Source organism: Idiomarina piscisalsi (assembly GCF_003987095.1).
GTDB classification, from domain to species: Bacteria; Pseudomonadota; Gammaproteobacteria; order Enterobacterales; family Alteromonadaceae; genus Idiomarina; species Idiomarina piscisalsi.
In genome coordinates, this window is record NZ_PIQA01000006.1 from 171,857 (window position 1) to 194,364 (window position 22,508).

Here is a 22,508-nt window from a genome sequence, read left to right on the forward strand (position 1 = left end):
AGTTAATTGAAACTACCGGCTTTTTTCTATTTTGACACTTTAGTGAAGAAAATATGACGGAACTGTAACAGTACTGTCATAAAACTTTACTACACTACTACCCAGTTAAGACGCAGTTAAACTTAAAGTCATTTTAGAGTCCGAGGTCACAATGGCAACACAATCTGCCCAACAGCTGTCGGCCAATCGCATGCGATTGTTCAAAGACCGTTTTGCGCGATACGGCGTAACGGCTGGCGGCGTTATGGTATTGGTCGCACTGCTTCTGATCTTCTTCTACCTGCTTTACGTGGTGCAGCCGATATTTGAGTCGGTCAGCCTGAAAAAAGTAAACAGTTTTAACCTGCCCGAGTCGGGACAAGTTGAAGCCGTTGGTATGGAAGAGCAGGCCGAAATTGGTTATCGCTTTTTAAGAAGTGGTGAGCTGCAATTTTTCTCCCTTATCGACAAAAATGATCGTCGCTCAGGCGATATTTTACTCAGCGAAACTTTTGTTGAACCGGAAAATGTTAGCAGCTTTGCGAAAACCTTACCGGTAAACCACCAGTACGCCTATGGGTTGGAGTCGGGTGAAGCTGTTGTGGTTGAACCTAAGTTTTCAGTGACTTTCCCGGAAACAGCCGCAACCGCTGCAACAGACAAAGTTGAACGTGTCATTACGCCTCGTTTTGAGGTGAAAAATGACGGGCAGCCGCTGGTTGTCGATGAAAACGGCCGCGCACTTGAAAAGCTGTCCTATGAAACTGACGGCGACGGTATGCTGTTCGCTGCAGCTGTGGAAAACAGCACCTTGCTGATAACGCACTTTGTTGCAGAAGAGAACTTCATGACCGGCGCAGTTACATTAACGCCGAACTACACTGAAATTCCGTTAAACACCGCTATTGATGACATTGTTGTCACGCCTGACTTACGACAAGTCATTGCGCGTCGTGGCAACCGCGTGCACGTATTTGATATTTCTATTAGTGGTAACGTAACTGAGCGTGAACTGCTGCCTATGCGCACGCGCGAGCTGGGTAATGCCACCGGCATGTACCTGCTGGCCGGGGCGTCTTCTGTGTTGTTAACCCATGACACAGGGAAAGTCTCACAGTGGTTTGAAGTACCGGGTGACGATGGCCGTCAGTATCAGTACATTCGCAGCTTCGACGCCGGCTCACCGATCACTGAAATTGAAGTAGAATATTATCGCCGTACGTTTTACACCTTGTCTGAAAACGGCGACATGAACATTTTTCATACCACGGCAGAGGCAGATCTCTATCGAGGTAAGCCCGCCGAGGCTAAAGTTCAAGCAGTCATGGTTGACCCGCGCGCTAACTATCTGCTGATGAAAACAGCCGAAGGTTATGGCTTGTACGACGTCGACAATGAGCACCCGGAAGTCAGCTGGAGTGGTTTGTGGCAGGAGGTCTGGTACGAAGGCTATCCAGAGCCGGATTACACCTGGCAATCAACCTCGGGCTCTGACGACTTTGAGTCCAAATTCAGCCTGGTGCCTATTTCTTTCGGTACTATAAAAGCAGCGGCTTACGCCATGTTATTCGCGGTGCCTATTGGTTTAGCGGCAGCGGTTTACACGGCTTACTTTATGTCACCGTCGGTGCGTAGATACGTCAAACCGACCGTCGAAATAATGGAAGCATTGCCCACGGTTATTCTTGGTTTCCTTGCCGGTCTTTGGTTAGCACCCTTGGTAGAGGCCTATTTGCCCGGATTTGTGGCAGTGCTCTTGCTGGTGCCCCTGGCTATTATTCTTATGGCAGCCCTGTGGAGCCAGTTACCGACCCAAATTAAGAGCAAAGTCAACGACGGCCGCGCCGCATTACTGTTAATTCCTGTTGTCCTGGCTGTGGGTTGGTTCTCGTTTGAAATCAGTCCGTGGGTTGAACAAGTGGTCTTTGACGGTGACGCACGTCGCTTCATTACTAACGAACTTGGCGTTACTTTCGACCAACGGAACTCGCTGGTGGTCGGTATTGCAATGGGCTTTGCGGTTATCCCAACCATATTCTCTATTGCTGAAGACGCGGTGTTTAGCGTGCCTAAGCACTTGTCGAACGGTTCACTGGCATTGGGCGCGACACCATGGCAAACCCTGACCAAAGTCGTGTTGCTGACAGCCAGCCCGGGTATTTTCTCGGCAGTGATGATGGGGCTGGGTCGTGCCGTTGGTGAAACCATGATAGTACTCATGGCGACCGGTAATACGCCAATTATGGACTGGAACATCTTTGAAGGTATGCGCACCCTGTCGGCGAACATTGCCGTCGAAATGCCGGAGTCAGAGGTAGGCAGCTCGCATTACCGCATTCTGTTCCTGGCAGCCTTTGTGTTGTTCATATTCACCTTCTTCTTTAACACCATTGCTGAATTTGTGCGCCAACGCTTGCGCGACAAATACAGCTCAATGTAATCCGGAATTGAGGTTTAACGATGAAAAAGTGGTTTAGAACCGGAAAACCCTGGATTTGGCTAACCGCTGGCTCGGTCAGCATCAGCCTAATTGCGGTCATTGGGCTGGTTATCATGATTGGCTGGCGCGGACTGTCCTTCTTCTGGCCATCAGCCATCCATGAAATGGATATTAAGCAGGCTGACGGCAGCACCAAGCACATAATCGGTGAGGTGTACGACTCAGAAGTGGTGCCGACAACGCGTTTGCCACAGTCCATGGTCGACTTGGCCGACATAGAATCAGAAACCGTCACTCGTTACCTAATGAAAATTGGTAACCGTGAATACGTGCCGCTGGACTTTACCTGGGTACTGGAGTCATTGGTCACCGAAGACACCACACCAAAAGACATGGCGGTTATTGAACGCAGCAAAGACGGCAACTTCTACGGGCGCATTACGGCAGTCACCGAAAATGGCGAAGTTGTTGCCAAGCAAAGTGACGAAGACTTCCGAAAAGTCATGTTTGAACGGGTTGAACGTGCTGTCGAGCTGAACGAGCAAGCCATGGGCTTGCAGGAAGGCGAAATATCGTCAATTAACTACCAGCTGAATGAGCTGTCGCTTGAGCGCCGTCGTCTGGAGCTACAAGGTGAATTGACCGAACAGGCCATCGTCGACTTGCAGGCACAGCGTGAGCAGTTAAACGCCGACTATCAAGTCTACGAAAAAGAGCTGTTCGACTTACGTGAGCAGGCACAGCGAGACGCGTTAATCGTGAAAGACTTCCGCGGAGAAGACGTAAAAGTGCCCATGTACCGGGTGTTGGATGTTAACTTCCCGAATGACATGGGCTTTTTCGCCAAACTGGGTCATTTCTTCCAGCAAATTGGTAAGTTTGTCAGTGACGACCCGCGTGAGGCAAACACAGAAGGCGGCGTGTTCCCGGCCATTTTCGGTACCGTATTTATGGTACTGCTCATGTCCATTATTGTGACGCCCTTTGGTGTGGTTGCGGCGGTTTATCTGCACGAATACGCCGGTAAAAACCCGGTCACCAAGCTCATTCGTATTGCGGTGATTAACCTGGCCGGTGTACCGTCTATTGTTTACGGTGTGTTTGGTCTGGGCTTCTTCGTTTACATGGTAGGTGGCAGCCTGGACCAAATTTTCTATCCAGAAGCTTTACCTAACCCAACCTTTGGTACGCCAGGCGTGCTCTGGTCTGCGGTAACTCTGGCTATATTGACACTGCCGGTGGTTATTGTCTCGACTGAAGAAGGCTTGTCACGCATTCCGCCATCGTTGCGCGAGGGCAGTTTGTCGCTGGGTGCAACCAAGTGGGAAACCATCTGGCGCATTATATTGCCAATGGCATCGCCGGCTATTATGACCGGGCTTATTTTGGCTGTCGCTCGTGCGGCTGGTGAGGTAGCACCGCTAATGCTGGTGGGTGTGGTCAAGTCGGCACCTATGCTGCCGGTAGACGGGAACTTCCCGTACTTGCACTTAGACCGTAAGTTTATGCACTTAGGCTTTCATATTTACGACGTTGGCTTTCAAAGCCCGAACGTTGAAGCGGCGCGACCGCTGGTGTACGCCACCTCGTTCTTACTAATTACCGTCATTGTCGGTCTTAACCTGACGGCCATTGGTGTGCGTAACCATTTACGTGAAAAATACCGCTCACTTGAGCACTAAAATTGAGCACGAAAGAATTTACAAAAAAGATTTTGATGAATTAGCGAAAGGGTCAGAATTTATGATTTCGGTAAACCCGAGTACAAGCAACATGGAAAAGCTGGACTTACACAACTTGCCAGCTGAACAAACCGCGTTGGACATTAAGAACCTGGACTTATACTACGGTGAAGATCAGGCGCTGCATGACATTTCCATGCGCATTCCGAAAAACCGCGTTACGGCGTTTATCGGCCCGTCAGGTTGTGGTAAATCAACCTTATTGCGTTGCATTAACCGCATGAACGACCTGGTGGAAATTTGCCGTATTGATGGCGAAATAGAGCTGCATGGCCAGAATATATACGATAAAAACGTTGATGTTGCTGCGCTAAGACGCCGTGTTGGTATGGTGTTCCAGCGTCCTAACCCGTTTCCGAAATCGATTTACGAGAATGTGGTGTACGGTCTGCGCCTGCAAGGCGTAAAAGACAAACGTGTACTGGATGAAGCGGTAGAAACCTCATTGCGCGGTGCGGCACTTTGGGACGAAGTGAAAGACCGTTTGAACGCCAGCGCGTTCAGCCTGTCGGGTGGTCAGCAGCAGCGTTTGGTTATCGCCCGCTCTATTGCCATTGAGCCGGAGATTTTGCTGCTGGACGAACCAACGTCGGCGTTGGATCCTATCTCAACCTTAACCATTGAAGAGCTTATCACCGAGCTGAAAGAGAAGTTCACCGTGGTTATAGTTACCCACAACATGCAGCAGGCGGCGCGCGTGTCAGACCAAACGGCATTCCTGTACATGGGGAAAATGATAGAATACGCAGATACCGACACCTTATTTACGACGCCTTCGGAAAAACAAACCGAAGACTATATTACCGGTCGTTACGGCTAAGGAGAGTGTTATGGATAAAATGAACATGAGTAAGCACATATCCGGTAAGTTCAATGAGGAACTTGAGGCTGTGCGGAACCGCGTACTGAGTATGGGCGGAATGGTTGAACAACAGATTAGTGATGCACTGGAAGCCATTCAAAAAGGCGACGTCAACCTCGCTGAAAAAGTGCTAAGTAGCGACCATAAAATTAACAAGCTGGAAGTGCAAATTGACGAAGAGTGTGTGCACATTATCGCTAAGCGTCAACCGGCTGCCAGTGACCTGCGTTTGGTTATTGCTATTATCAAAACCATTGCTGACTTAGAGCGCATTGGTGACGAAGCAGAGCGCATTGCCAAAGTGGCGAAAGAAAGCTTCAACAAAGACCAGCAGCAGCTGTTGGTCAGCCTGGAAAACTTAGGTCAGCACATTCTCAGCATGCTGCGTAAAGTGCTCGACGCCTTTGCCCGCATGGACTTAGAAGCAGCTTACGATGTGCATCAGCAGGACGAGCAAGCCGACCGTCAGTACGAAGCGCTGACGCGTCAGTTAATGACCTACATGATGGAAGACTCGCGCTCTATTCCGAAAATTATGGACGTACTGTGGTCTGCCCGCTCGCTGGAGCGCATGGGCGACCGTTGTCAGAACATTGCCGAGTACATTATCTTCTTCGTGAAAGGCAAAGACGTGCGCCATGTCTCACCAGAGAGCATGGAACGCACGGTAATGGGGAATAAACTCGACTAAAACAGACGCCGGGCGCGAATGGTGCCCGGAATGTCTTTCAGTTGTTGCAGGATATCGGCACCATTGTCGCTGTCGATATCCATAACAACATAACCGACGGTTTCATCGGTTTGTAAGTACTGACCCGCCACGTTTATTTGGTTGTCACTAATAATACGGTTAATGGCATTCAGCATACCCGGCTGGTTTTTGTGAATATGCAGCAATCGCTGTGTGGTCGCATGCGTTGGCAAACTGACTTCCGGGAAGTTCACCGCTGATAGCGTTGAGCCATTGTCAGAATAACGCACCAGTTTCCCGGCCACTTCCACACCAATGTTTTCCTGAGCTTCCAGTGTTGAACCGCCAATGTGAGGCGTCAGCAAGCAGTTTTTTAAACCGCGCAGTGGCGACACAAACTCGTCATTATTGCCTTTAGGCTCAACCGGGAACACATCAATAGCCGCACCACCCAAGTGACGAGACGACAGTCCTTCAGCCAAAGCCTCAATATCGACCACTGTGCCGCGTGACGCGTTAATCAGTAAACTGCCGGGCTTCATGCGCTCTATTTGGCGACGGCCAATCATCCACTGGGTTTGTTCAGTTTCCGGTACGTGCAAAGTGACAATGTCAGATTGAGCCAGTAAGTCGTCGAGGGTTGGCACCGACTGCGCATTGCCCATCGGCAGTTTGTCTTCAACATCGTAGTAGCGAATGTGCATGCCCAGCTGCTCGGCAAGTACGCTCAGCTGACTGCCAATGTGACCATAACCAATAATGCCCAGAATTTTACCGCGAGCCTCAAAAGACTGTTTCGCCGACTTTAACCAGCCGCCTTCATGAGCCACCGCGTTTTTCTCAGGAATACCGCGCAGCAGCATAATAATTTCAGCCAGTACCAGCTCGGCCACACTGCGGGTATTAGAAAACGGCGCGTTAAATACAATAACACCGTGCTTTTTCGCCGCCTCAAGGTCGACCTGGTTGGTACCAATGCAAAAGCAGCCGACCGCGATGAGTTTCTCTGCTGCCGCAAAGACCCGCTCATTTAACTGACTGCGCGAGCGTATACCGACAATATGCGCGTCTTTAATTTTTTCACACAGTTCGTCTTCGTTAAGTGATGTCTGCAGAATCTCTAAATTGGAATAACCGTGATGCCGAAACAGCTGTATGGCACTGTCGTGCACACCTTCTAACAATAAAACTTTTATCTTGTCTTTCGACAATGACTTTTGCATTAGCCTGCTACCTTCAATGTTTCAACGCCGTCTTCGCGTGCAATAAGCGCCACGTCTGCGCCACGCTGGGCGAATAAGCCGTTAGTGACTACGCCGACAATATTGTTCAGGTCAGACTCAAGCTCCATGGGTTTCATAATGTCCAGGTTGTGCACATCCAGAATCCAGTTGCCGTTGTCAGTCGTGAAGCCCTGGCGCCACACCGGGTCACCGCCTAACTTCACAATTTCCCGCGCCACATAAGAGCGTGCCATAGGAATAACCTCAACGGGCAACGGGAAGCTGCCTAAACGACCCACACGTTTACTGTCGTCGGCCACACAAACGAATTTGTCCGCCACCGCCGCAATAACTTTCTCGCGAGTCAGCGCGCCGCCACCGCCTTTTATCATCTGGCCGTGCTCGTTAATTTCGTCGGCACCGTCAATATAGACCGGAACATCCGCTACTGAGTTTAAGTCAAACACCTCAATGCCATGGGCTTTCAGGCGTTTGGTCGACTCCTCAGAGCTTGACACCGCACCTTCAATATCGTCTTTTCGTTTTGCCAGCTCATCGATAAAAAAGTTAACTGTCGAGCCGGTACCAACACCGACCACAGTGCCATTTTCAATGTACTGCATGGCTGCTTCAGCAGCGGCTTTTTTAAGTGAATCTGTATTGCCTGACATCATTATTACCCCTGTGTTCATCGTTAGCGTCAGTATAAGAGTTTTGTTGGTTTTTATCGAACGCTTTACCGCAAAAACCGTGTTAAAAACGCCAGTGTTTACCCGGAGTAATAATTTCCGGCAAAGGAATGTCCCAGGCCTCGACAGGCAGCTCACTAACCCGCTGCTCGTCATAACTTAGCCCAATCGGGAATAAATGGGGTGTATGTCCGTTATACCACTGGGCTAATGTGCGGTCGTAATAACCGCCGCCCATACCCAGGCGGTTGCCTTTTTCGTCAAAACCCACCAGTGGCAGCAGTAGTACATCAATGTCAGTCAGTGGCACCACGTTATCGACACGCAACTCCGGCTCTTCTATGCCGTACTTGTTTTGAGTCATGCGGGTGTCAGGGGTGTGGCGCAAAAACAATAAATGACCTTTGGCGAACGGGTGCAGTACCGGCAGTACCGTTTGAAAGCCGTTTTCCCAAAGCCGTTGTATAACCGGTTGTGTGGGCAACTCGCCGGCAAAACTGTGATACACCGCTACAGTGGTTTGGGCCGGCTCTAACCCGCGCAGTCGCTGCTCAACAGCGTCAGCAACCGCCATGCCGGCCTGTTTGGCATAGTCCTGGGGTAAGCTGCGGCGAATTTGCTGTAACTTGCGTCGGAGTTCTTGTCGGGTCATGCTAAAGTCTGTGTCAGTCAGCCGAACGAATGTGTCGAGGATAACCGATGAAAACAATAAAAACGATAGCTTTCACCTGCGCAGCCTTGTTGCTTGCTGCTTCCTCTCAGGTGTTTTCCGCCCCGTTAATGCAGGCACCACCGAAAGCACCGGAGCGCGAGCAGGGCGAAGGGCCTTATGACCGCTTAATTCTGCGTGGCGGTACTCTCATTACCGGCGAAGGCGCGCCGCCACAAGGGCCTGTCGATATTGTTATTGAAGACGACCGTATTACTCAAATTGTCAGTGTGGGTAACCCTGGCGTGCCTATTATCGACTCGCGCCGTCCTGAAGCAGGTCGCGGCGACAAAGAAATGGATGTGTCCGGCCATTATATTCTGCCCGGCTTTATCGACATGCATGCTCACATTGGCGGCTCCGCCGAAGGTATTCCTGCAGAGTATGTACTGAAACTGTGGCTGGGTCATGGCATTACTACCATTCGCGAACCTGGCAGTTTTAACGGCTTGGACTGGGTGCAGTGGCATCAGGAACAAGCGCAGGACAACGACATTGCATCGCCGCGTATTGTGCCCTATGTCGGTTTTGGTCAAGGTTGGGACGAGCCCATTTACGGTGCAGAACAGGCCCGCGACTGGGTACGCTATATAAAAGACAAAGGCGCTGCTGGCATTAAGTTCTTTGGCGCATCACGTAAGGTGATGGAAGCTGCGCTCGACGAGGCCAACAAACAAGGCCTGGGCACCATGATGCACCACGCCCAGCTCAACGTTATGTCCATGAACGCACTGGACTCGGCGCGTCTAGGACTGACCTCTATGGAACACTGGTACGGTTTACCGGAAGCGTTATTCGAAGAGCAGCGCATTCAGGACTATCCGGCGCACTACAACTACAACAACGAACAGCATCGTTTTGAAGAAGCAGGGCGGTTATGGAAACAAGCGGCTGAATCGGGCTCTGAAAAGTGGAACGCGGTTCGTGACGAACTGATAGAACTCGACTTCACTATTAACCCAACACTCACGATTTACGAAGCCTCGCGAGATCTCATGCGCGAGCGCCAGGCTATTTGGCACGACGAATACACACTGCCACGACTGTGGGACTTCTTCGAGCCCAGCCGTTATGCGCATGGCTCGTACTGGTTCGACTGGACCACCGACAATGAAATTGCCTGGAAAAAGAACTACGACAAGTGGATGACCTTCCTGAAAGACTATCACGCTAACGGCGGTCGCATTACGCTAGGGTCTGACGCGGGTTATATCTATAAAATTTATGGCTTTGGTTACATTCGCGAAATGGAATTGCTGCGTGAAGCCGGGCTAAATGCGTTAGAAGTCATACATGCGGCAACCGTCGCCGGGGCTGAAGCCTTAGGCATGGAAGACGACATTGGCAGCATTGCGCTGGGCAAAAAAGCTGACATGGTCATTGTGAAGGAAAACCCACTGGCGAACTTTAAAGTGCTGTACGGAACCGGTCACTTCAAACTCAACGACCAGAACAAACCCATGCGCACCGAAGGCGTTAAGTACACCATTAAAGACGGTATTGTGTACGACGCTCAGGCGTTGCTGGAAGACGTAAAGCGCATTGTTGCACAAGAAAAAGCCGAACGTGCTGAGTAAGGCTTTAACCAATAAGAAAGGGTGGTTCCCCAAGGTGCCGCTGCTGGCTGTAGCCCTTGAACCCATTGGTTCAAGGCGGGGAGCAAGTGGTATCCGTCGTAGGCTTCCCGGTGCATGCCGGGCTTGCTCATGACGGGCCAGTGATCCCCTTTTAATACAAGCATCGGCTCAGGGACATTAGCCTGCTGGCAAACACCCCAGGGAACCGCAGAAAGGGTTACTGTTTGTCTATTTAGCGATTACGCTGCGAGCGCTGTTCGCTCATTGCTTGTTCAATTGTCGCCTGAAGCAGTTGAATTTTCTCTTCAAGCTTGGCCGTTTTGGCCGACTGTTCGTTCTGGTCTTGTATCCATTCGTGACACAAGTTTAATGCGGTCATCACGGCTATTTGTTCAACATTGGTCAGCTGCGTGCTTTCCTTCGTTTCCTGCAGCCTTTGGTTTAAGGCGTCTGCCGCTTGCTGCAACGCGCTTTCCTGACCCACAGGGCAGGCAACCTTATAGTTACGCTCCAGCAATTTAATATCCATGGTTTTCGCGGCCATTCAAAAGACTCCTTGCAACTGACTCATCAGCGTGAATAACTGCATTATGGCACGAGCAGCGGGCGTTTGTCAGCTAGCGATTATGTAAAGCCAGTGTTAGGATTATGGCAAGATTCACAAAAGGCGAGATTTCATGTCCACACGCTTTAATTATGACCGTTTAGCCGAACTTTACGCGGGCTACGATATGACACCGGGCGCTTCTGAAATTCAGGGCATGCTCACGGGCTTAATAGCCACCGGCAGCGAGCCGAAAAGTGACGAGCTTATGGCGGTGTTGTCAGACTTAGCTTACGACGGGCAAAGCATTCCAACAGAGCTTAAAAATTTATTACAGCAACAAGCCGAAGAAATTGAACATTCGCTGGGCGACCATGATTTGGGCTTTCGTTTACTGCTGCCGGAAGACGGCGAGCCACTGCCAGAGCGTTTAAATGCACTAGCCGGTTGGGTGAATGCGTTTCTTGCAGGCTACGGTGTTAACCAGCAAAGTATGGCGACCTTAAGCGCCGACTTAAAAGAAGCCATTGAAGACATGGTCGAGCTGGCAAAAATTGAGTTCACCGAAGAAGGCGGCGAGGAAGAAGAGCGTGCTTACTTCGAAATTGTCGAATACCTGCGCGTATCGGCCATGATGTGCTACACCGAGTTAGGCCGCAAAGAGCAGCCGGCTAATCAACCACCTAAAATACTGCACTAATTTATGACCGCTGTAATTTCCGTAGAAGAATTTGCACAACGCCGAGAGGCGCTTATGAAGCGCATGCCGCTGGGCGCTGTCGCCATTATTGCTGGTAACAGTGAAGTCACGCGCAGTAACGACACTGAGTATCCGTTCCGGCAAAACAGTGACTTTCTCTATTTGACCGGTTTTGCCGAGCCCGACGCGGTGCTAGTGCTGGTTAACGGTGAAAAGCCGCAAAGCTTACTGTTTTGCCAGGACAAAGACCCGCAGCAGGAAGTTTGGCACGGCCTGCGTTTAGGTTATGAAAATGCAGAGCAGACGTTAAAAGTCGACGCCGCTGAAGACGCAGACGCCATTGAAGAACGACTGCCGGACATACTGAAAGGCATGGACAGCGTGTTCTACTTAATGGGCGAGCAGGCCGAAGTGGGCGAGCTAATTAACAGCGCACGTAACCAATTGCAGCAGGCAGCCAGACGAAGCGGTGCATTACCGCCACAAAGTTTGAACGACTTACGTCCGTTGTTAGACGACATGCGGCTGATAAAATCAGAGGCTGAAATTAACGTCATGCGCGAGTCGGCACGCATTAGCAGCAACGCCTTTCGCCGCATTATGCGCTTTGTCGAGCCCGGCAAACACGAATATCAGGTGGGTGCCGAGCTGCATCATGAGTTTGCCATGAACGGTGCACTGTATCCGGCCTACGGGATGATCTGCGGTGGTGGTGCCAACGCCTGCGTGTTGCACTACACCGACAACAAAGACGTACTAAACGACGGCGATTTGATCCTCGTCGATGCCGGTGCCGAGTATCAGGGGTATGCTGCCGACATTACCCGTACCTTCCCGGTTAACGGCAAGTTCAGCGACACTCAGCGCACCTTGTATGAGCTGGTATTAAAAGCGCAACAAGCGGCGTTTGAGGAAATAAAGCCCGGCAGCAATTTGGTTAACGCCAGCAACGCTGCCGCGCGGGTGATTAACGACGGTCTGGTTGAGTTGGGTATTATCGACGGTGACCCGGACACCGCCTTTGAAGCCATGCGTTGGAAAACCTATTTTATTCACGGTTTAGGGCACTGGCTCGGGCTGGACGTACATGACATGGGTCGCTACAAAGACGACAACGGCAAGCCTGTTTCTTTTGAGCCGGGTATGGTGCTGACCGTTGAACCGGGTATTTATATTCCCGAAGACGCCGACGTTGATGAAAAGTGGCGCGGCATTGGCATTCGTATTGAAGACGATCTGGTGGTCACCGCTGAGGGCTATGAAAACCTCACCAGCGACGTGCCTAAAACCATAGAAGAGATAGAAGCATGGATGAGCGGCAAGTAATATCTGCCGATATTGCTATTGTTGGCGGCGGCCTGGTTGGCGCGCTGACCGGTATGATGCTGGCGCAGCAGCGCCCGGACTGGCGTATTGTTATTTGCGAACCCCGCAAAGAAGGTCCGCCCAACGACAAACGCATTATTGCGCTGGCCGCTGCATCTGCCCACCGTTTGTCAAAGCTGGGCGTACTCGACAATATTACTCACGAGCCCATTAAGCACATTCATATTTCCGATCGCGGCTTCATCGGTGGTACTGAGCTGCATGCTGAACAAGAAGGCGTGGAAGCCCTGGGCAAAGTGGTGGCGGCGTCCGAGTTAGTAGAGCGCTTGTATAAAAGCTGCCAGAAACTGAACAATATTACCTGGTTAGGCGGTGTACGCGCCGAACAAGTGCAACAAGAGTCTGCGCAGGCGACCGTGGTATTGGACAACCAACAGCAGGTACATTGCCGTTTACTGATTGGTGCCGACGGCCAAAACTCGCTGGTGCGCGAACAGCTACGACTAAAGTCAGAGGTAACCGACTACGGACAGTATGGCTGTATTGCGACGTTAGAGCTCGAACAGCCACTTAATGGATGGGCGTACGAACGTTTTACCGAAAACGGACCCATTGCGCTTTTGCCAATGCAGGGGAATCAGGCGTCGCTGGTGTGGAGCTTCACCGAAAAGCAGCTGGCTGAAGCCGAACAATGGACAGACGCAGAGTTTTTACAGCGTTGCCAACAAGCCTTTGGCTATCGAGCCGGGCGTTTTAAATCGGTATCGCCGCGAGTGTTTTATCCGCTTATTTTGCGCCGGGCGAAACGTTCAACGCATCACCGCGCGGTTATTATTGGTAATGCCTCGCATGCGTTGCACCCTATTGCGGGGCAGGGCTTTAATTTAGGACTACGCGACGTCGAACAGCTGTGCGAAAGCTTAGCAGACGCAACCGATCCGGGCGCTTTTGAGCATCTTAATAATTATGAACAGCACCGCGAACGTGATTACGAGTCTATTATTCGGTTAACTGACGGCTTAGTGCGCGGCTTTTCCAATCAATTCTGGCCAACCGTACTGGGGCGTAACAGCGCACTCATGCTGTTGCAGCACTGCGCACCGTTAAAGTCCCGCTTTGCCCGCCTAACCATGGGGATGAAACCATGACACGCAAACAGACTGACATTGTCGTTGTTGGCGGCGGCATGATAGGCCTGAGCCTGGCCACCAAGCTGGCGCAACAGGGTCGGCAAGTAACTGTTATAGAACGCCACGACCAGCCCGAGCTGACTGAAGAATTGGCATTACGGGTTAGCGCATTAAACGATCGCAGCCGCAGCGTACTGGCCGACTGTGGTGCCTGGCAAAAAATACAGGCGCATCGCACCGGGCCGTATAAGAGCATGCAAGTGTGGGACAAAGACAGCCCCGCCCATATTGAATTTTCCGCCGCCGAAATTAACGCTGAAGACATTGGCGCTATTGTAGAAAACAACGTGGCTGAGCACTTTTTGTGGGAAAGCGCTGAACAGGCAGGCGTGGAGATCATAAAAACCGACAGTTGGTCGTTAGTAAGTGCCGGAGACGACAGCAGCCCGGCAGAAGTAAAAGTAGGTGAGCAATTACTTTCGGCTAACCTCGTTATTGGCGCGGACGGCGGTCGCTCGCAAGTGCGTCAATTTGCCGAACTCCCCATTAGTTTCTGGGACTACGAGCAGCGCGGTATTGTCGCTAACATTCGTACCGAACAGCCTCATAACGGCGTTGCCCGGCAGGTGTTTTTACCCACCGGACCGTTGGCGTTGTTACCGACGCCCAACTCACAGATTGTTTCTATTGTCTGGTCGGCAGACGAACCCTTAGCGGCGCAGTTACTGAATGAAACACCAGAGCGTTTTGCGAAACAGGTAGAAACCGAGTCTGGTCGGGTACTGGGTGCGTGCGAATGTGTATCTGACATAAAAGCTTTTCCGCTTCGAATGCAGTACGCACGCCAGTGGTTTCATCAGCGCATTGTGCTGGCCGGCGACGCTGCGCACACCATTCACCCGCTTGCCGGGCAGGGCGCTAACTTAGGCTTTGGTGACGTTAACGAACTGTGTAAACAGTTGCAGGGCGTGGACTTAAAAGCGCTGAACGACTTAACCAAACACTTAAACGCCTACCAACGAGCCCGCAAAGCCGACACCCAGGTCATGATAGCCGCCATGGAGCTGTTTAAACGCGGCTTTGGTACCGCCAACCCGGTTGTAAAAGGCCTGCGGGCACTGGCTTTTGGCATCGCCAACAAGCTGACATTTCTTAAAAGAAAGCTCGCCGAAATAGCCGTAGCCTGACGTTATTACGTCAGGTGCGATCTATCAATCGACAACCACGCCATAACGCTCGCGAATTTTCGCTGCCAACGCAGCCCGCGCGTCGGGCTCGCCGTGAATTAAGCGTATGCGTTTCACCGGGGCTTCGGTGGCGTCTATAAAGTCTAAAAGTTCTTGTTGGTCGGCATGCGCAGAGTAGCCGCCTAAGGTATAAATACCAGCTTTTATGTCTATACGCTCGTGGTCTAAGTCGACATAACCACCGCGTGGACCGTAGGTTTGTATATCGCGCCCTGGGGTTCCGGCGGCCTGGTAGCCTACAAACAACACATCGGTGCGCGGGTCGGGTAGCAGGGCTTTTAAGTAATTCAGCATACGCCCGCCGGTACACATACCGCTGGCGGCAATAACAATGCAGGGGTCGCCGCTGCTTTTTAAGTAATTCACCACGCGCTCATGGTCACTGTGGTCGTCTACCGTCATTAGGCGGTCGAAGTTCAGCGGGTGGCGGTCTTCTTCTACCCGTGCCAATGCCTCTTCGTCCCACAACGCCTTCATGGTCCGGTACTGCTTGGTAAATTGCGCGGCTAGCGGTGAATCTAAAATAACCGTCATTTTGTGCCATACTTTGAAAGACAGGGGATCCGCCACGCCAGTCTCAGCTTCCTTAGCCCGGGCTTTATGAATAATGTCTTCTAATTCGTACAAAAGCTCTTGCGTACGGCCAATACTAAACGCCGGAATTAAAATGGTGCCTTTATTTTCCACACAACGCTCAACCACCGACTTCAGGCGTTGCTCGCGATCAAGGCGCGACTCGTGGTTCTTGTCGCCATAGGTGCTTTCCAGCAACAGAAAGTCAGCGCGCTCCAGCGGCGTCGGGTCGGGTAGCAGTGGTGTGTTTTTACAGCCTAAGTCACCCGAGAACACTACGCGATAGTGAGTACTCACGTTCTCAATTTCCACATAAGACGACCCCAGAATATGCCCCGCCTGACGAAAGCGCAGCTTAAAGCGCTCAGTCGCAAAGTCAGCAGGCAGCTCCAGCCAGCTATCGTACTCCACCGGTTGTAGCTGGCGCTGCAGGCGAGTTATCACGGCATCAATAATATCGGCGTTGCGGGTTAGGCCTACTTTTAACGCGTCTTCAATAACCAGAGGCAACAAATGCGCGGTAGCTTTCGTGCAGTAAATAGGGCCGGTAAAGCCGGCAATTAACAACCAGGGAATGCGGCCTACGTGGTCAATGTGGCAGTGGGTCACCACCAACGCCTGCACCTTGGTAATATCGAAATCAATTTCCTGCGTGTTGGAATCCGCACCAGACCCCGAGGTTTCCGCCCCCTGGAACAACCCGCAGTCAATTAAAAGTGAGTGGTCACTGTCTAACAGTAGCTCGTGGCAAGAGCCCGTAACCCCCTCAAACGCGCCGTGATGTATAACATCCATGTGCTGGTTCCATTTTGTTTAAAACAACCAGATTACAAAAAACGGCGGAAAACCGCTATCGGACAAAAGGGTGATATTAGGACACGGTTACCCGAATGACTTTGGCACATAAACGCAGGCCTCCGGACTCGAGCAGCTTTGTGATAATGGATAACCGAGGGTCGGTGTTGCCTTTTTCGATATCTCGCAGTGTTTTATCAGAAATGCCCATAAAGCGTGCGTAATGGGTTTGGCTCATATCGTACAAACGAGTACGAATAGCTTTCACAGCATCTCCCATAGACAGTTCACCACTTGCTAAACCATCTTCAATGTCCTGCATAATGTCGCGCCGTTTTTGTACCGATAAATCAGACATGTCTTACACCGAAGTCAGTTAATTTCTCACGAAGGTTATTAAAGCCAATGGCCGGAAATTCCAGAATGCTCTCCGGCGAAGTTGAGGCTTGCAGCGTCCCACCATTTACCCTCGTTAAACAGCTGAAGTGTTATATTTTTCATGTGCTGGCCGGTAGTTTGTTTCTGCATTACAGTGAATTTAGCCTATAAAGCGGAAACAATCTACCGTAAAATTCACATTTTTTGGCTTTTCCAGTATCAAACTACCGTTAAGCGCGTGCGCACTCGATTAACGTTGCTGGATTACTTCAAATACCCAAGGTTTTCAGGTAATAGCGTTACAGTTATGTTCAAAACCAAGTTTAATGTGACAGTTATGTCAAATTAATAATCGACAGATTCGGCAATACCGGTTTACCCCGCCAGCCTCGTAGCCAACCAACGGAACCAATCGCTCAAAATCTCGTCAAAAATGTGCAATAAAGCCTTTGTAGGAAAAGGGCTACGTGCGGTATCATACTCGCTTGATCAAAATTACCCGCACCATCGGCCTATGGGAACCGCAACCCATGGGCGGTAGCGTGCCTAATCGTTGCAGTTAGGGTTAATAACTAATGAAAATTGCAGTAGCAGGTACAGGATACGTTGGTTTGTCCAACGCGGTTCTCCTCGCCCAAAAAAATAATGTCATTGCTGTCGATATAGACGAAGAAAAAGTTGAAAAAATTAATAATAAACAGTCACCTATAGTCGACAAAGAAATTCAGCAATTTTTAGCAGAAAAGCCACTTAACCTCACAGCAACCACCCAAACCGAAGACGCCTACAAAGACGCCGACTTTGTGGTTATTGCCACACCCACCGACTACGACCCGCAAACCAATTATTTTAATACCAAAACCGTTGAAAGCGTTATTAGTCAGGTTATGGCACTGAACCCTCATGCGGTTATGGTTATTAAGTCGACCATTCCGGTGGGTTACACAAAAGCATTAAAAGAAACGTTCGGCACCAATAACATTCTGTTTTCGCCGGAATTCCTGCGCGAAGGCAAAGCCTTGTACGACAATTTGCACCCGTCGCGTATTATTGTCGGCGAACGCTCCGAGCGCGCTGAAACCTTTGCTAACCTGTTAAAGCAGGGCGCCGAGAAACAAGACATAGACATACTCTTTACCGACAGCACCGAAGCCGAAGCCATAAAGCTGTTCGCTAACACATACTTAGCCATGCGCGTTGCCTACTTCAACGAGCTGGACACCTACGCTGAAGTGCACAACCTGGACACCAAACAAATTATTGAAGGCGTGTGTTTAGACCCGCGCATAGGTTCGCATTACAACAACCCCAGCTTTGGTTACGGCGGCTACTGCCTGCCAAAAGACACCAAGCAATTGCTCGCCAACTACGACGACGTACCACAAACCATGATCAAATCCATTGTGGACGCCAACCGTACCCGCAAAGACTTTATCGCCGACCAAATTATTGCCAAGCAACCCAAAGTGGTTGGCGTGTATCGTTTGGTCATGAAGTCGGGCTCGGATAACTTCCGGGCATCGGCCATTCAGGGTGTAATGAAGCGCATAAAAGCCAAAGGCATAGAAGTGGTGGTTTACGAACCCGAACTCACAGAAGAAAAATTCTATAACTCCCGGGTTATAAATGACTTAAATGAATTTAAAGCCGTGTCGGAAGTCATACTCAGTAATCGACTGGCCGACGACATAAAAGACGTGCAAGCTAAGGTGTATACGCGCGACCTGTTTAACAACGACTAGCTTAATAGCGACTAACTAATAAGACAACGCAATGACTGACGAGAACAATAAACAGAACCATCCGGCACCGTACGGGCCCGGTCAATACCCACCCAACTTTTACGCGCAACCCTACCCGCAAGACGACGAGATAGACCTGCGCGAGCTGTTTAAAATTATCTGGGACGGCAAATGGTGGATTATTGCCATTACCTTTGTGTTTGCCGTGGCATCGGTTGTTTACTCTTTAAGCTTACCGGACATTTACAAAGCCGAAGCGACTTTGGCGCCGACGGAAGAGGCTCAAGGGCAGGGTTTTGGTGAAGAAGTGAGTGGTTTGGCAAGCCTGGCAGGTATTAACGTGGGTAAACAGCAAGTCGATAAAGTAACCATGGCCATGGAAATACTGCAGTCGCGCCAGTTCATTAAAAACTTTGTGGAAAAGCATGACATTTTGCCAGAGGTTATGGCAGTAAAAGAGTGGCACCGGCCCAGTGGTAAATTGGTATACGACGAAGAAATCTACAACCCAGAAACGAAAGAGTGGGTGCGGGAAGTTGAGCCGCCGAAACAACCGGAGCCTACTAGCTGGGAATACGTTAACGCTTTTAGAGATAACTTGGTCGTTGAAAAGGATGAAGAGACACCCGGGTTAATTATTGTTGCAATAAATCATCAGTCTCCGATTATTGCGCATCGTTGGACACAGTGGTTAATTGAAGACATTAATGACCACATGCGAGCACGCGACATTGAAGAAGCCGAAAGTAGTATGGAGTTTTTGCAGGAAGAGCTGGGCAAAACCAATCTAAGCAGCATGCAACAAGTGTTCTATCAGCTTATTGAAAAGCAAACACAAACCATTATGCTGGCTAATGTTCGACCCGAGTATATTTTTCAAGTGCTTGACCCTGCCGTTGTGCCTGAGGAAAAAGACGCACCCGCTCGTGCATTAATTTGCATAATAGGCACCTTCTTAGGTGGCTTCTTATCACTATTGGTTGTTTTTATCCGCCACTTAGTACGCAACAACAGAGAAGCATAACCAAACACACCTCACGTAGCCTGACGCTATTGCGTCAGGTGAGATATCTGAATTAATAAAATGAACTCCATGAAAATACTAGTAACAGGCGGCGCCGGCTTCATAGGCTCCGCAGTTATACGTCACTTAATAAATGACACCAACCACAGTGTCATCAACGTTGACAAACTCACCTACGCAGGCAATTTAGAAAGCTTAGCTTCTGTCAGTAGCAATGACCGATATGCCTTCGAGAAAGTCGATATTTGCGACGCGAGCGAAATAAAGCGCGTATTCGAACAGTACCAGCCTGATGTCGTCATGCATTTAGCGGCGGAGTCTCATGTTGACCGTTCTATCGACGGCCCCGGCGAGTTCATGCAAACCAACATTATTGGTACCTATACGCTGCTAGAGCAGGCAAGAGCCTACTGGCAAAACCTGCCAGAGAGTCAAAAGGCAGCGTTTAAATTTCACCATATTTCGACTGATGAAGTATACGGAGATTTGCCACACCCAGAAGAGCAAGAAGGTGAACTCCCTTTATTCACCGAAGCCAATGCCTACAAACCAAGCTCCCCTTACAGTGCCTCAAAAGCCAGTAGTGATCATTTAGTCAGAGCATGGCACCGCACCTATGGTTTGCCAACCGTTATCACCAATTGCTCCAATAATTACGGTCCTTACCATTTCCCTGAAAAACTCATTCCGTTAATGATATTGAATGCTCTGGATGGTAAAGCGTTACCCGTTTACGGCATAGGCAACCAAATACGAGACTGGCTGTATGTGGAAGATCACGCCCGAGCATTAGTCAAAGTAGCGGCAGAAGGCAAAGTCGGCGAAACCTACAACATTGGTGGTCACAACGAAAAGCAAAATATTGACGTAGTGACCACCATTTGTGAAATACTTGACGAGTTAGTGCCCACTAATACCTCATACAAAGACTTGATAACTTACGTAGAAGACCGCCCTGGGCATGACATGCGCTACGCCATTGACGCAACTAAAATAAAGAATGATTTAGGCTGGGTACCAGAAGAAACATTCGAGTCCGGTATTCGCAAAACCGTACAATGGTATTTAAACAATCAGGAATGGTGTCAGCGAGTGCAGGACGGCAGCTATCAGCGTGAGCGTTTAGGAAACTCTCAGGCAGGAGAAAGCGCATGAAAGGAATAGTATTAGCGGGCGGCTCGGGCACGCGCCTATACCCAATAACAAAAGGCGTATCTAAGCAATTACTGCCTATCTATGACAAACCTATGATTTACTACCCGCTGTCTGTACTTATGCTAGCGGGTATTCGCGAAATACTCATTATTTCCACACCGGAAGATTTACCAAATTTTGAAAAGCTATTGGGCGACGGCTCACAGTTCGGCATAGAACTTAGCTACAAAGAACAGCCAAGCCCAGATGGACTAGCCCAGGCCTTTATTATTGGTGAAGAATTCATTGGTGATGACAGCGTGTGTTTGGTGCTTGGTGACAACATTTTCTATGGTCAAGGCTTCAGCCCCAAGCTTAAACATGCAGCAAGCCAAACTTCAGGCGCAACAGTATTTGGCTACCAGGTGAAAGACCCCGAGCGTTTTGGGGTGGTTGAATTCGACGACAATAAACGCGCCATTTCAATTGAAGAAAAGCCTGAGCAACCAAAGTCAAATTATGCAGTTACTGGGCTGTACTTTTACGACAACGACGTTGTCGAAATAGCTAAACAAGTAGAACCCTCTGACCGGGGCGAACTTGAAATTACTAGCATTAACCAGGCCTATTTAGAGCGTGGTGATTTAAATGTTGAATTATTAGGCCGCGGCTTTGCCTGGCTTGACACCGGTACCCACGAAAGTTTACTTGAAGCCGCACAGTTTGTTGAAACCATTGAAAAGCGTCAGGGGTATAAAATTGCCTGCCTGGAAGAAATAGGCTACCTACAAAATTGGCTGAGTTGGGAGCAAGTGCAACAGGCCGGTCACGATTTACGCAAAAATGGCTATGGCGAATATCTACTCAGTCTTAAGCCAAAAAAGTAATAGCTATGATACCTGTAACCAAACCTTACCTACCCAGCCGCGAAAAGCTCGACAAATACATAGACGGTATTTACGAGCGTGAATGGCTGACAAATAATGGTCCTTTAGTACAAGAGCTCACCAAGCGTTTAGAAGAATACCTTGGCGTTGAAAACCTACTACTTGTTTCTAACGGCACGCTTGCATTACAAATAGCTTACAGAGCCCTTGGGGTTAGCACCACAAACCGCGATGAGAAGCCTGAGGCTATCACTACTCCTTTTACCTTTATAGCAACAGCAAGCTCACTTAAGTGGGAAGGTGTTGAGCCAGTATTTGCCGATATTCATCCTGACACCTGGTGCCTTGACCCTAAAAATATTGAAAAAGCAATAACGCCTCAAACCAAAGCCATTGTACCTGTGCATGTTTTTGGTAATGCTTGTGATGTTGAAGCAATTGATGACATAGCTAACAAGCATGACTTAAAAGTTATTTACGATGCGGCCCACGCCTTTGGAGTGAACTACAAAGGCGAAAGTTTATTAAAGCATGGCGATGCGTCCATTTTGAGTTTTCACGCAACTAAACTGTTTCATACTATTGAAGGTGGGGCTATTGTTTTTAAGCGAAAAGAAGACTTAGAAACAGCGAAAAAAATGATCAATTTCGGTATAACAGGGCCGGATGTTATAGAAGAGCTTGGAATAAACGCCAAAATGAATGAGTTTCAGGCGGCGATGGGTTTATGTGTTCTGGATGAAATAGAAGAAAACTTAAAGGCTCGCGCTAACGTTTGGAAACGTTATGAGAAGGGACTGAAGCGCTTTCTGCAACTTCAAACTAAAACTGAAGGGGTAGAATATAACTACGCTTATTTTCCGGTAGTGTTTGAAAATGAGAGTGCCTTAGAGCAAAAAGTAGAGCGGTTGCAGGACTCTGGGATTCACGCAAGAAGATACTTCCGTCCGTCATTAAGTGAAGTAACTTGCTTAGAACAAAATTCAGAACAGGTTATTTCTGAAAGTTTATCGAGAAGAGTGCTTTGCTTGCCTATTTATAATGGGTTAAGTGAATCAGACTGTGAACGTATTATCAGTTTTCTTAGACCGAACATATAAATTTGAGACAAAAAGC

At 49.5% G+C, this 22,508-nt stretch carries 20 protein-coding genes and 1 other RNA gene; 14 read left to right on the forward strand and 7 right to left on the reverse strand.

The features are described from left to right. The first annotated feature begins 151 nt into the window (after positions 1 to 151). From CWI73_RS08840 to phoU, 4 genes are all read left to right on the forward strand, one after another. Positions 152 to 2,419, forward strand: a complete 2,268-nt coding sequence (locus tag CWI73_RS08840) for an ABC transporter permease subunit (RefSeq protein ID WP_126752441.1) — start codon at positions 152 to 154, stop codon at positions 2,417 to 2,419. A 20-nt stretch (positions 2,420 to 2,439) separates the two neighbouring features. Continuing rightward, complete coding sequence (gene pstA, locus CWI73_RS08845) at positions 2,440 to 4,101, forward strand: phosphate ABC transporter permease PstA (protein WP_126752442.1); 1,662 nt, start codon at positions 2,440 to 2,442, stop codon at positions 4,099 to 4,101. Positions 4,102 to 4,162: 61 nt separating this feature from the next. Beyond that, the gene (gene pstB / locus CWI73_RS08850) at positions 4,163 to 4,981 is read left to right on the forward strand and encodes a phosphate ABC transporter ATP-binding protein PstB (RefSeq protein WP_088769337.1); all 819 of its coding nucleotides are present in this window, start codon (positions 4,163 to 4,165) and stop codon (positions 4,979 to 4,981) included. A gap of 10 nt (positions 4,982 to 4,991) precedes the next feature. Next, positions 4,992 to 5,714: a phosphate signaling complex protein PhoU gene (phoU, locus tag CWI73_RS08855; RefSeq protein ID WP_126752443.1), complete on the forward strand. Its 723-nt coding sequence runs from the start codon at positions 4,992 to 4,994 to the stop codon at positions 5,712 to 5,714. On the opposite strand, the gene serA is transcribed toward phoU, so the two are convergent. The 3 genes from serA to CWI73_RS08870 all read right to left on the reverse strand — a co-directional run bounded on the left by serA (position 5,711) and on the right by CWI73_RS08870 (position 8,278). Then, positions 5,711 to 6,937, reverse strand: coding sequence for a phosphoglycerate dehydrogenase (serA, locus tag CWI73_RS08860; RefSeq protein ID WP_126752444.1), 1,227 nt, complete (start codon positions 6,935 to 6,937; stop codon positions 5,711 to 5,713). The two genes, phoU and serA, sit on opposite strands and share 4 nt — an antisense overlap. Continuing rightward, complete coding sequence (rpiA, locus tag CWI73_RS08865; RefSeq protein WP_126752508.1) at positions 6,937 to 7,608, reverse strand: ribose-5-phosphate isomerase RpiA; 672 nt, start codon at positions 7,606 to 7,608, stop codon at positions 6,937 to 6,939. Before rpiA ends, serA begins: the two co-directional genes overlap by 1 nt. Before the next feature lie 82 nt (positions 7,609 to 7,690). Continuing rightward, positions 7,691 to 8,278, reverse strand: coding sequence for a 5-formyltetrahydrofolate cyclo-ligase (locus CWI73_RS08870; RefSeq protein WP_126752445.1), 588 nt, complete (start codon positions 8,276 to 8,278; stop codon positions 7,691 to 7,693). 47 nt (positions 8,279 to 8,325) lie between these two features. On the opposite strand from CWI73_RS08870, the gene CWI73_RS08875 reads away from it, so the two are divergent. Further along, positions 8,326 to 9,912, forward strand: coding sequence for an amidohydrolase family protein (locus CWI73_RS08875; RefSeq protein WP_126752446.1), 1,587 nt, complete (start codon positions 8,326 to 8,328; stop codon positions 9,910 to 9,912). A gap of 22 nt (positions 9,913 to 9,934) precedes the next feature. Here the strand turns inward: CWI73_RS08875 and ssrS are convergent. Both ssrS and zapA read right to left on the reverse strand, forming a co-directional pair. Then, positions 9,935 to 10,119, reverse strand: a non-coding RNA gene (gene ssrS, locus CWI73_RS08880) — 6S RNA. A 25-nt stretch (positions 10,120 to 10,144) separates the two neighbouring features. Next, on the reverse strand, positions 10,145 to 10,456 hold the full coding sequence (gene zapA, locus CWI73_RS08885) for a cell division protein ZapA (RefSeq protein ID WP_126752447.1): 312 nt from the start codon (positions 10,454 to 10,456) through the stop codon (positions 10,145 to 10,147). 133 nt (positions 10,457 to 10,589) lie between these two features. Here zapA and CWI73_RS08890 point away from each other — a divergent pair, with 133 nt between their 5' ends. The 4 genes from CWI73_RS08890 to CWI73_RS08905 are packed head-to-tail and all read left to right on the forward strand — an operon-like array spanning position 10,590 to position 14,799. Then, positions 10,590 to 11,156 carry a UPF0149 family protein gene (locus tag CWI73_RS08890; RefSeq protein WP_126752448.1) on the forward strand — a complete coding sequence of 189 codons (567 nt, stop codon included), beginning with the start codon at positions 10,590 to 10,592 and terminating at the stop codon, positions 11,154 to 11,156. A gap of 3 nt (positions 11,157 to 11,159) precedes the next feature. Then, entirely contained in the window at positions 11,160 to 12,482 is a 1,323-nt protein-coding gene (gene pepP, locus CWI73_RS08895; RefSeq protein ID WP_126752449.1) for a Xaa-Pro aminopeptidase, read from the forward strand. Beyond that, positions 12,464 to 13,630, forward strand: coding sequence for a 2-octaprenyl-6-methoxyphenyl hydroxylase (ubiH, locus tag CWI73_RS08900; protein ID WP_126752450.1), 1,167 nt, complete (start codon positions 12,464 to 12,466; stop codon positions 13,628 to 13,630). Before pepP ends, ubiH begins: the two co-directional genes overlap by 19 nt. Further along, the gene (locus CWI73_RS08905; protein ID WP_126752451.1) at positions 13,627 to 14,799 is read left to right on the forward strand and encodes an FAD-dependent oxidoreductase; all 1,173 of its coding nucleotides are present in this window, start codon (positions 13,627 to 13,629) and stop codon (positions 14,797 to 14,799) included. Before ubiH ends, CWI73_RS08905 begins: the two co-directional genes overlap by 4 nt. A gap of 24 nt (positions 14,800 to 14,823) precedes the next feature. Here the strand turns inward: CWI73_RS08905 and CWI73_RS08910 are convergent, their stop codons facing one another. After that, a complete protein-coding gene (locus tag CWI73_RS08910; protein ID WP_126752452.1) occupies positions 14,824 to 16,227 on the reverse strand; it encodes an MBL fold metallo-hydrolase RNA specificity domain-containing protein in 1,404 nt (467 codons plus the stop codon). A gap of 76 nt (positions 16,228 to 16,303) precedes the next feature. After that, positions 16,304 to 16,585 carry a helix-turn-helix transcriptional regulator gene (locus CWI73_RS08915; protein ID WP_126752453.1) on the reverse strand — a complete coding sequence of 94 codons (282 nt, stop codon included), beginning with the start codon at positions 16,583 to 16,585 and terminating at the stop codon, positions 16,304 to 16,306. A 595-nt stretch (positions 16,586 to 17,180) separates the two neighbouring features. Between CWI73_RS08915 and CWI73_RS08920 the strand changes: the two genes are divergently transcribed. The 5 genes from CWI73_RS08920 to CWI73_RS08940 all read left to right on the forward strand — a co-directional run bounded on the left by CWI73_RS08920 (position 17,181) and on the right by CWI73_RS08940 (position 22,492). Then, positions 17,181 to 18,347: a nucleotide sugar dehydrogenase gene (locus tag CWI73_RS08920; RefSeq protein ID WP_126752454.1), complete on the forward strand. Its 1,167-nt coding sequence runs from the start codon at positions 17,181 to 17,183 to the stop codon at positions 18,345 to 18,347. Positions 18,348 to 18,378: 31 nt separating this feature from the next. After that, on the forward strand, positions 18,379 to 19,371 hold the full coding sequence (locus tag CWI73_RS08925) for a Wzz/FepE/Etk N-terminal domain-containing protein (RefSeq protein WP_126752455.1): 993 nt from the start codon (positions 18,379 to 18,381) through the stop codon (positions 19,369 to 19,371). Between the two features lie 69 nt (positions 19,372 to 19,440). Then, positions 19,441 to 20,526, forward strand: a complete 1,086-nt coding sequence (gene rfbB, locus CWI73_RS08930; RefSeq protein ID WP_126752456.1) for a dTDP-glucose 4,6-dehydratase — start codon at positions 19,441 to 19,443, stop codon at positions 20,524 to 20,526. Then, positions 20,523 to 21,392, forward strand: a complete 870-nt coding sequence (gene rfbA / locus CWI73_RS08935) for a glucose-1-phosphate thymidylyltransferase RfbA (protein ID WP_126752457.1) — start codon at positions 20,523 to 20,525, stop codon at positions 21,390 to 21,392. The genes rfbB and rfbA overlap by 4 nt, the downstream gene beginning before the upstream one ends. 5 nt (positions 21,393 to 21,397) lie before the next feature. Then, positions 21,398 to 22,492, forward strand: a complete 1,095-nt coding sequence (locus CWI73_RS08940) for a DegT/DnrJ/EryC1/StrS family aminotransferase (RefSeq protein ID WP_126752458.1) — start codon at positions 21,398 to 21,400, stop codon at positions 22,490 to 22,492. Positions 22,493 to 22,508: the final 16 nt, after the last annotated feature.

Coding starts and splice junctions, on each gene's coding strand:
- ubiH (WP_126752450.1), top strand. CDS start 12,464: ATGGATGAGCGGCAAGTAATATCTGCCGATATTGCTATTGTTGGCGGC.
- CWI73_RS08870 (WP_126752445.1), bottom strand. CDS start 8,278: ATGACCCGACAAGAACTCCGACGCAAGTTACAGCAAATTCGCCGCAGC.
- CWI73_RS08925 (WP_126752455.1), top strand. CDS start 18,379: ATGACTGACGAGAACAATAAACAGAACCATCCGGCACCGTACGGGCCC.
- CWI73_RS08840 (WP_126752441.1), top strand. CDS start 152: ATGGCAACACAATCTGCCCAACAGCTGTCGGCCAATCGCATGCGATTG.
- serA (WP_126752444.1), bottom strand. CDS start 6,937: ATGCAAAAGTCATTGTCGAAAGACAAGATAAAAGTTTTATTGTTAGAA.
- rpiA (WP_126752508.1), bottom strand. CDS start 7,608: ATGTCAGGCAATACAGATTCACTTAAAAAAGCCGCTGCTGAAGCAGCC.
- CWI73_RS08940 (WP_126752458.1), top strand. CDS start 21,398: ATGATACCTGTAACCAAACCTTACCTACCCAGCCGCGAAAAGCTCGAC.
- CWI73_RS08920 (WP_126752454.1), top strand. CDS start 17,181: ATGAAAATTGCAGTAGCAGGTACAGGATACGTTGGTTTGTCCAACGCG.
- pstB (WP_088769337.1), top strand. CDS start 4,163: ATGATTTCGGTAAACCCGAGTACAAGCAACATGGAAAAGCTGGACTTA.
- pstA (WP_126752442.1), top strand. CDS start 2,440: ATGAAAAAGTGGTTTAGAACCGGAAAACCCTGGATTTGGCTAACCGCT.
- rfbB (WP_126752456.1), top strand. CDS start 19,441: ATGAAAATACTAGTAACAGGCGGCGCCGGCTTCATAGGCTCCGCAGTT.
- CWI73_RS08875 (WP_126752446.1), top strand. CDS start 8,326: ATGAAAACAATAAAAACGATAGCTTTCACCTGCGCAGCCTTGTTGCTT.
- CWI73_RS08910 (WP_126752452.1), bottom strand. CDS start 16,227: ATGGATGTTATACATCACGGCGCGTTTGAGGGGGTTACGGGCTCTTGC.
- CWI73_RS08915 (WP_126752453.1), bottom strand. CDS start 16,585: ATGTCTGATTTATCGGTACAAAAACGGCGCGACATTATGCAGGACATT.
- CWI73_RS08905 (WP_126752451.1), top strand. CDS start 13,627: ATGACACGCAAACAGACTGACATTGTCGTTGTTGGCGGCGGCATGATA.
- rfbA (WP_126752457.1), top strand. CDS start 20,523: ATGAAAGGAATAGTATTAGCGGGCGGCTCGGGCACGCGCCTATACCCA.
- phoU (WP_126752443.1), top strand. CDS start 4,992: ATGGATAAAATGAACATGAGTAAGCACATATCCGGTAAGTTCAATGAG.
- pepP (WP_126752449.1), top strand. CDS start 11,160: ATGACCGCTGTAATTTCCGTAGAAGAATTTGCACAACGCCGAGAGGCG.
- CWI73_RS08890 (WP_126752448.1), top strand. CDS start 10,590: ATGTCCACACGCTTTAATTATGACCGTTTAGCCGAACTTTACGCGGGC.
- zapA (WP_126752447.1), bottom strand. CDS start 10,456: ATGGCCGCGAAAACCATGGATATTAAATTGCTGGAGCGTAACTATAAG.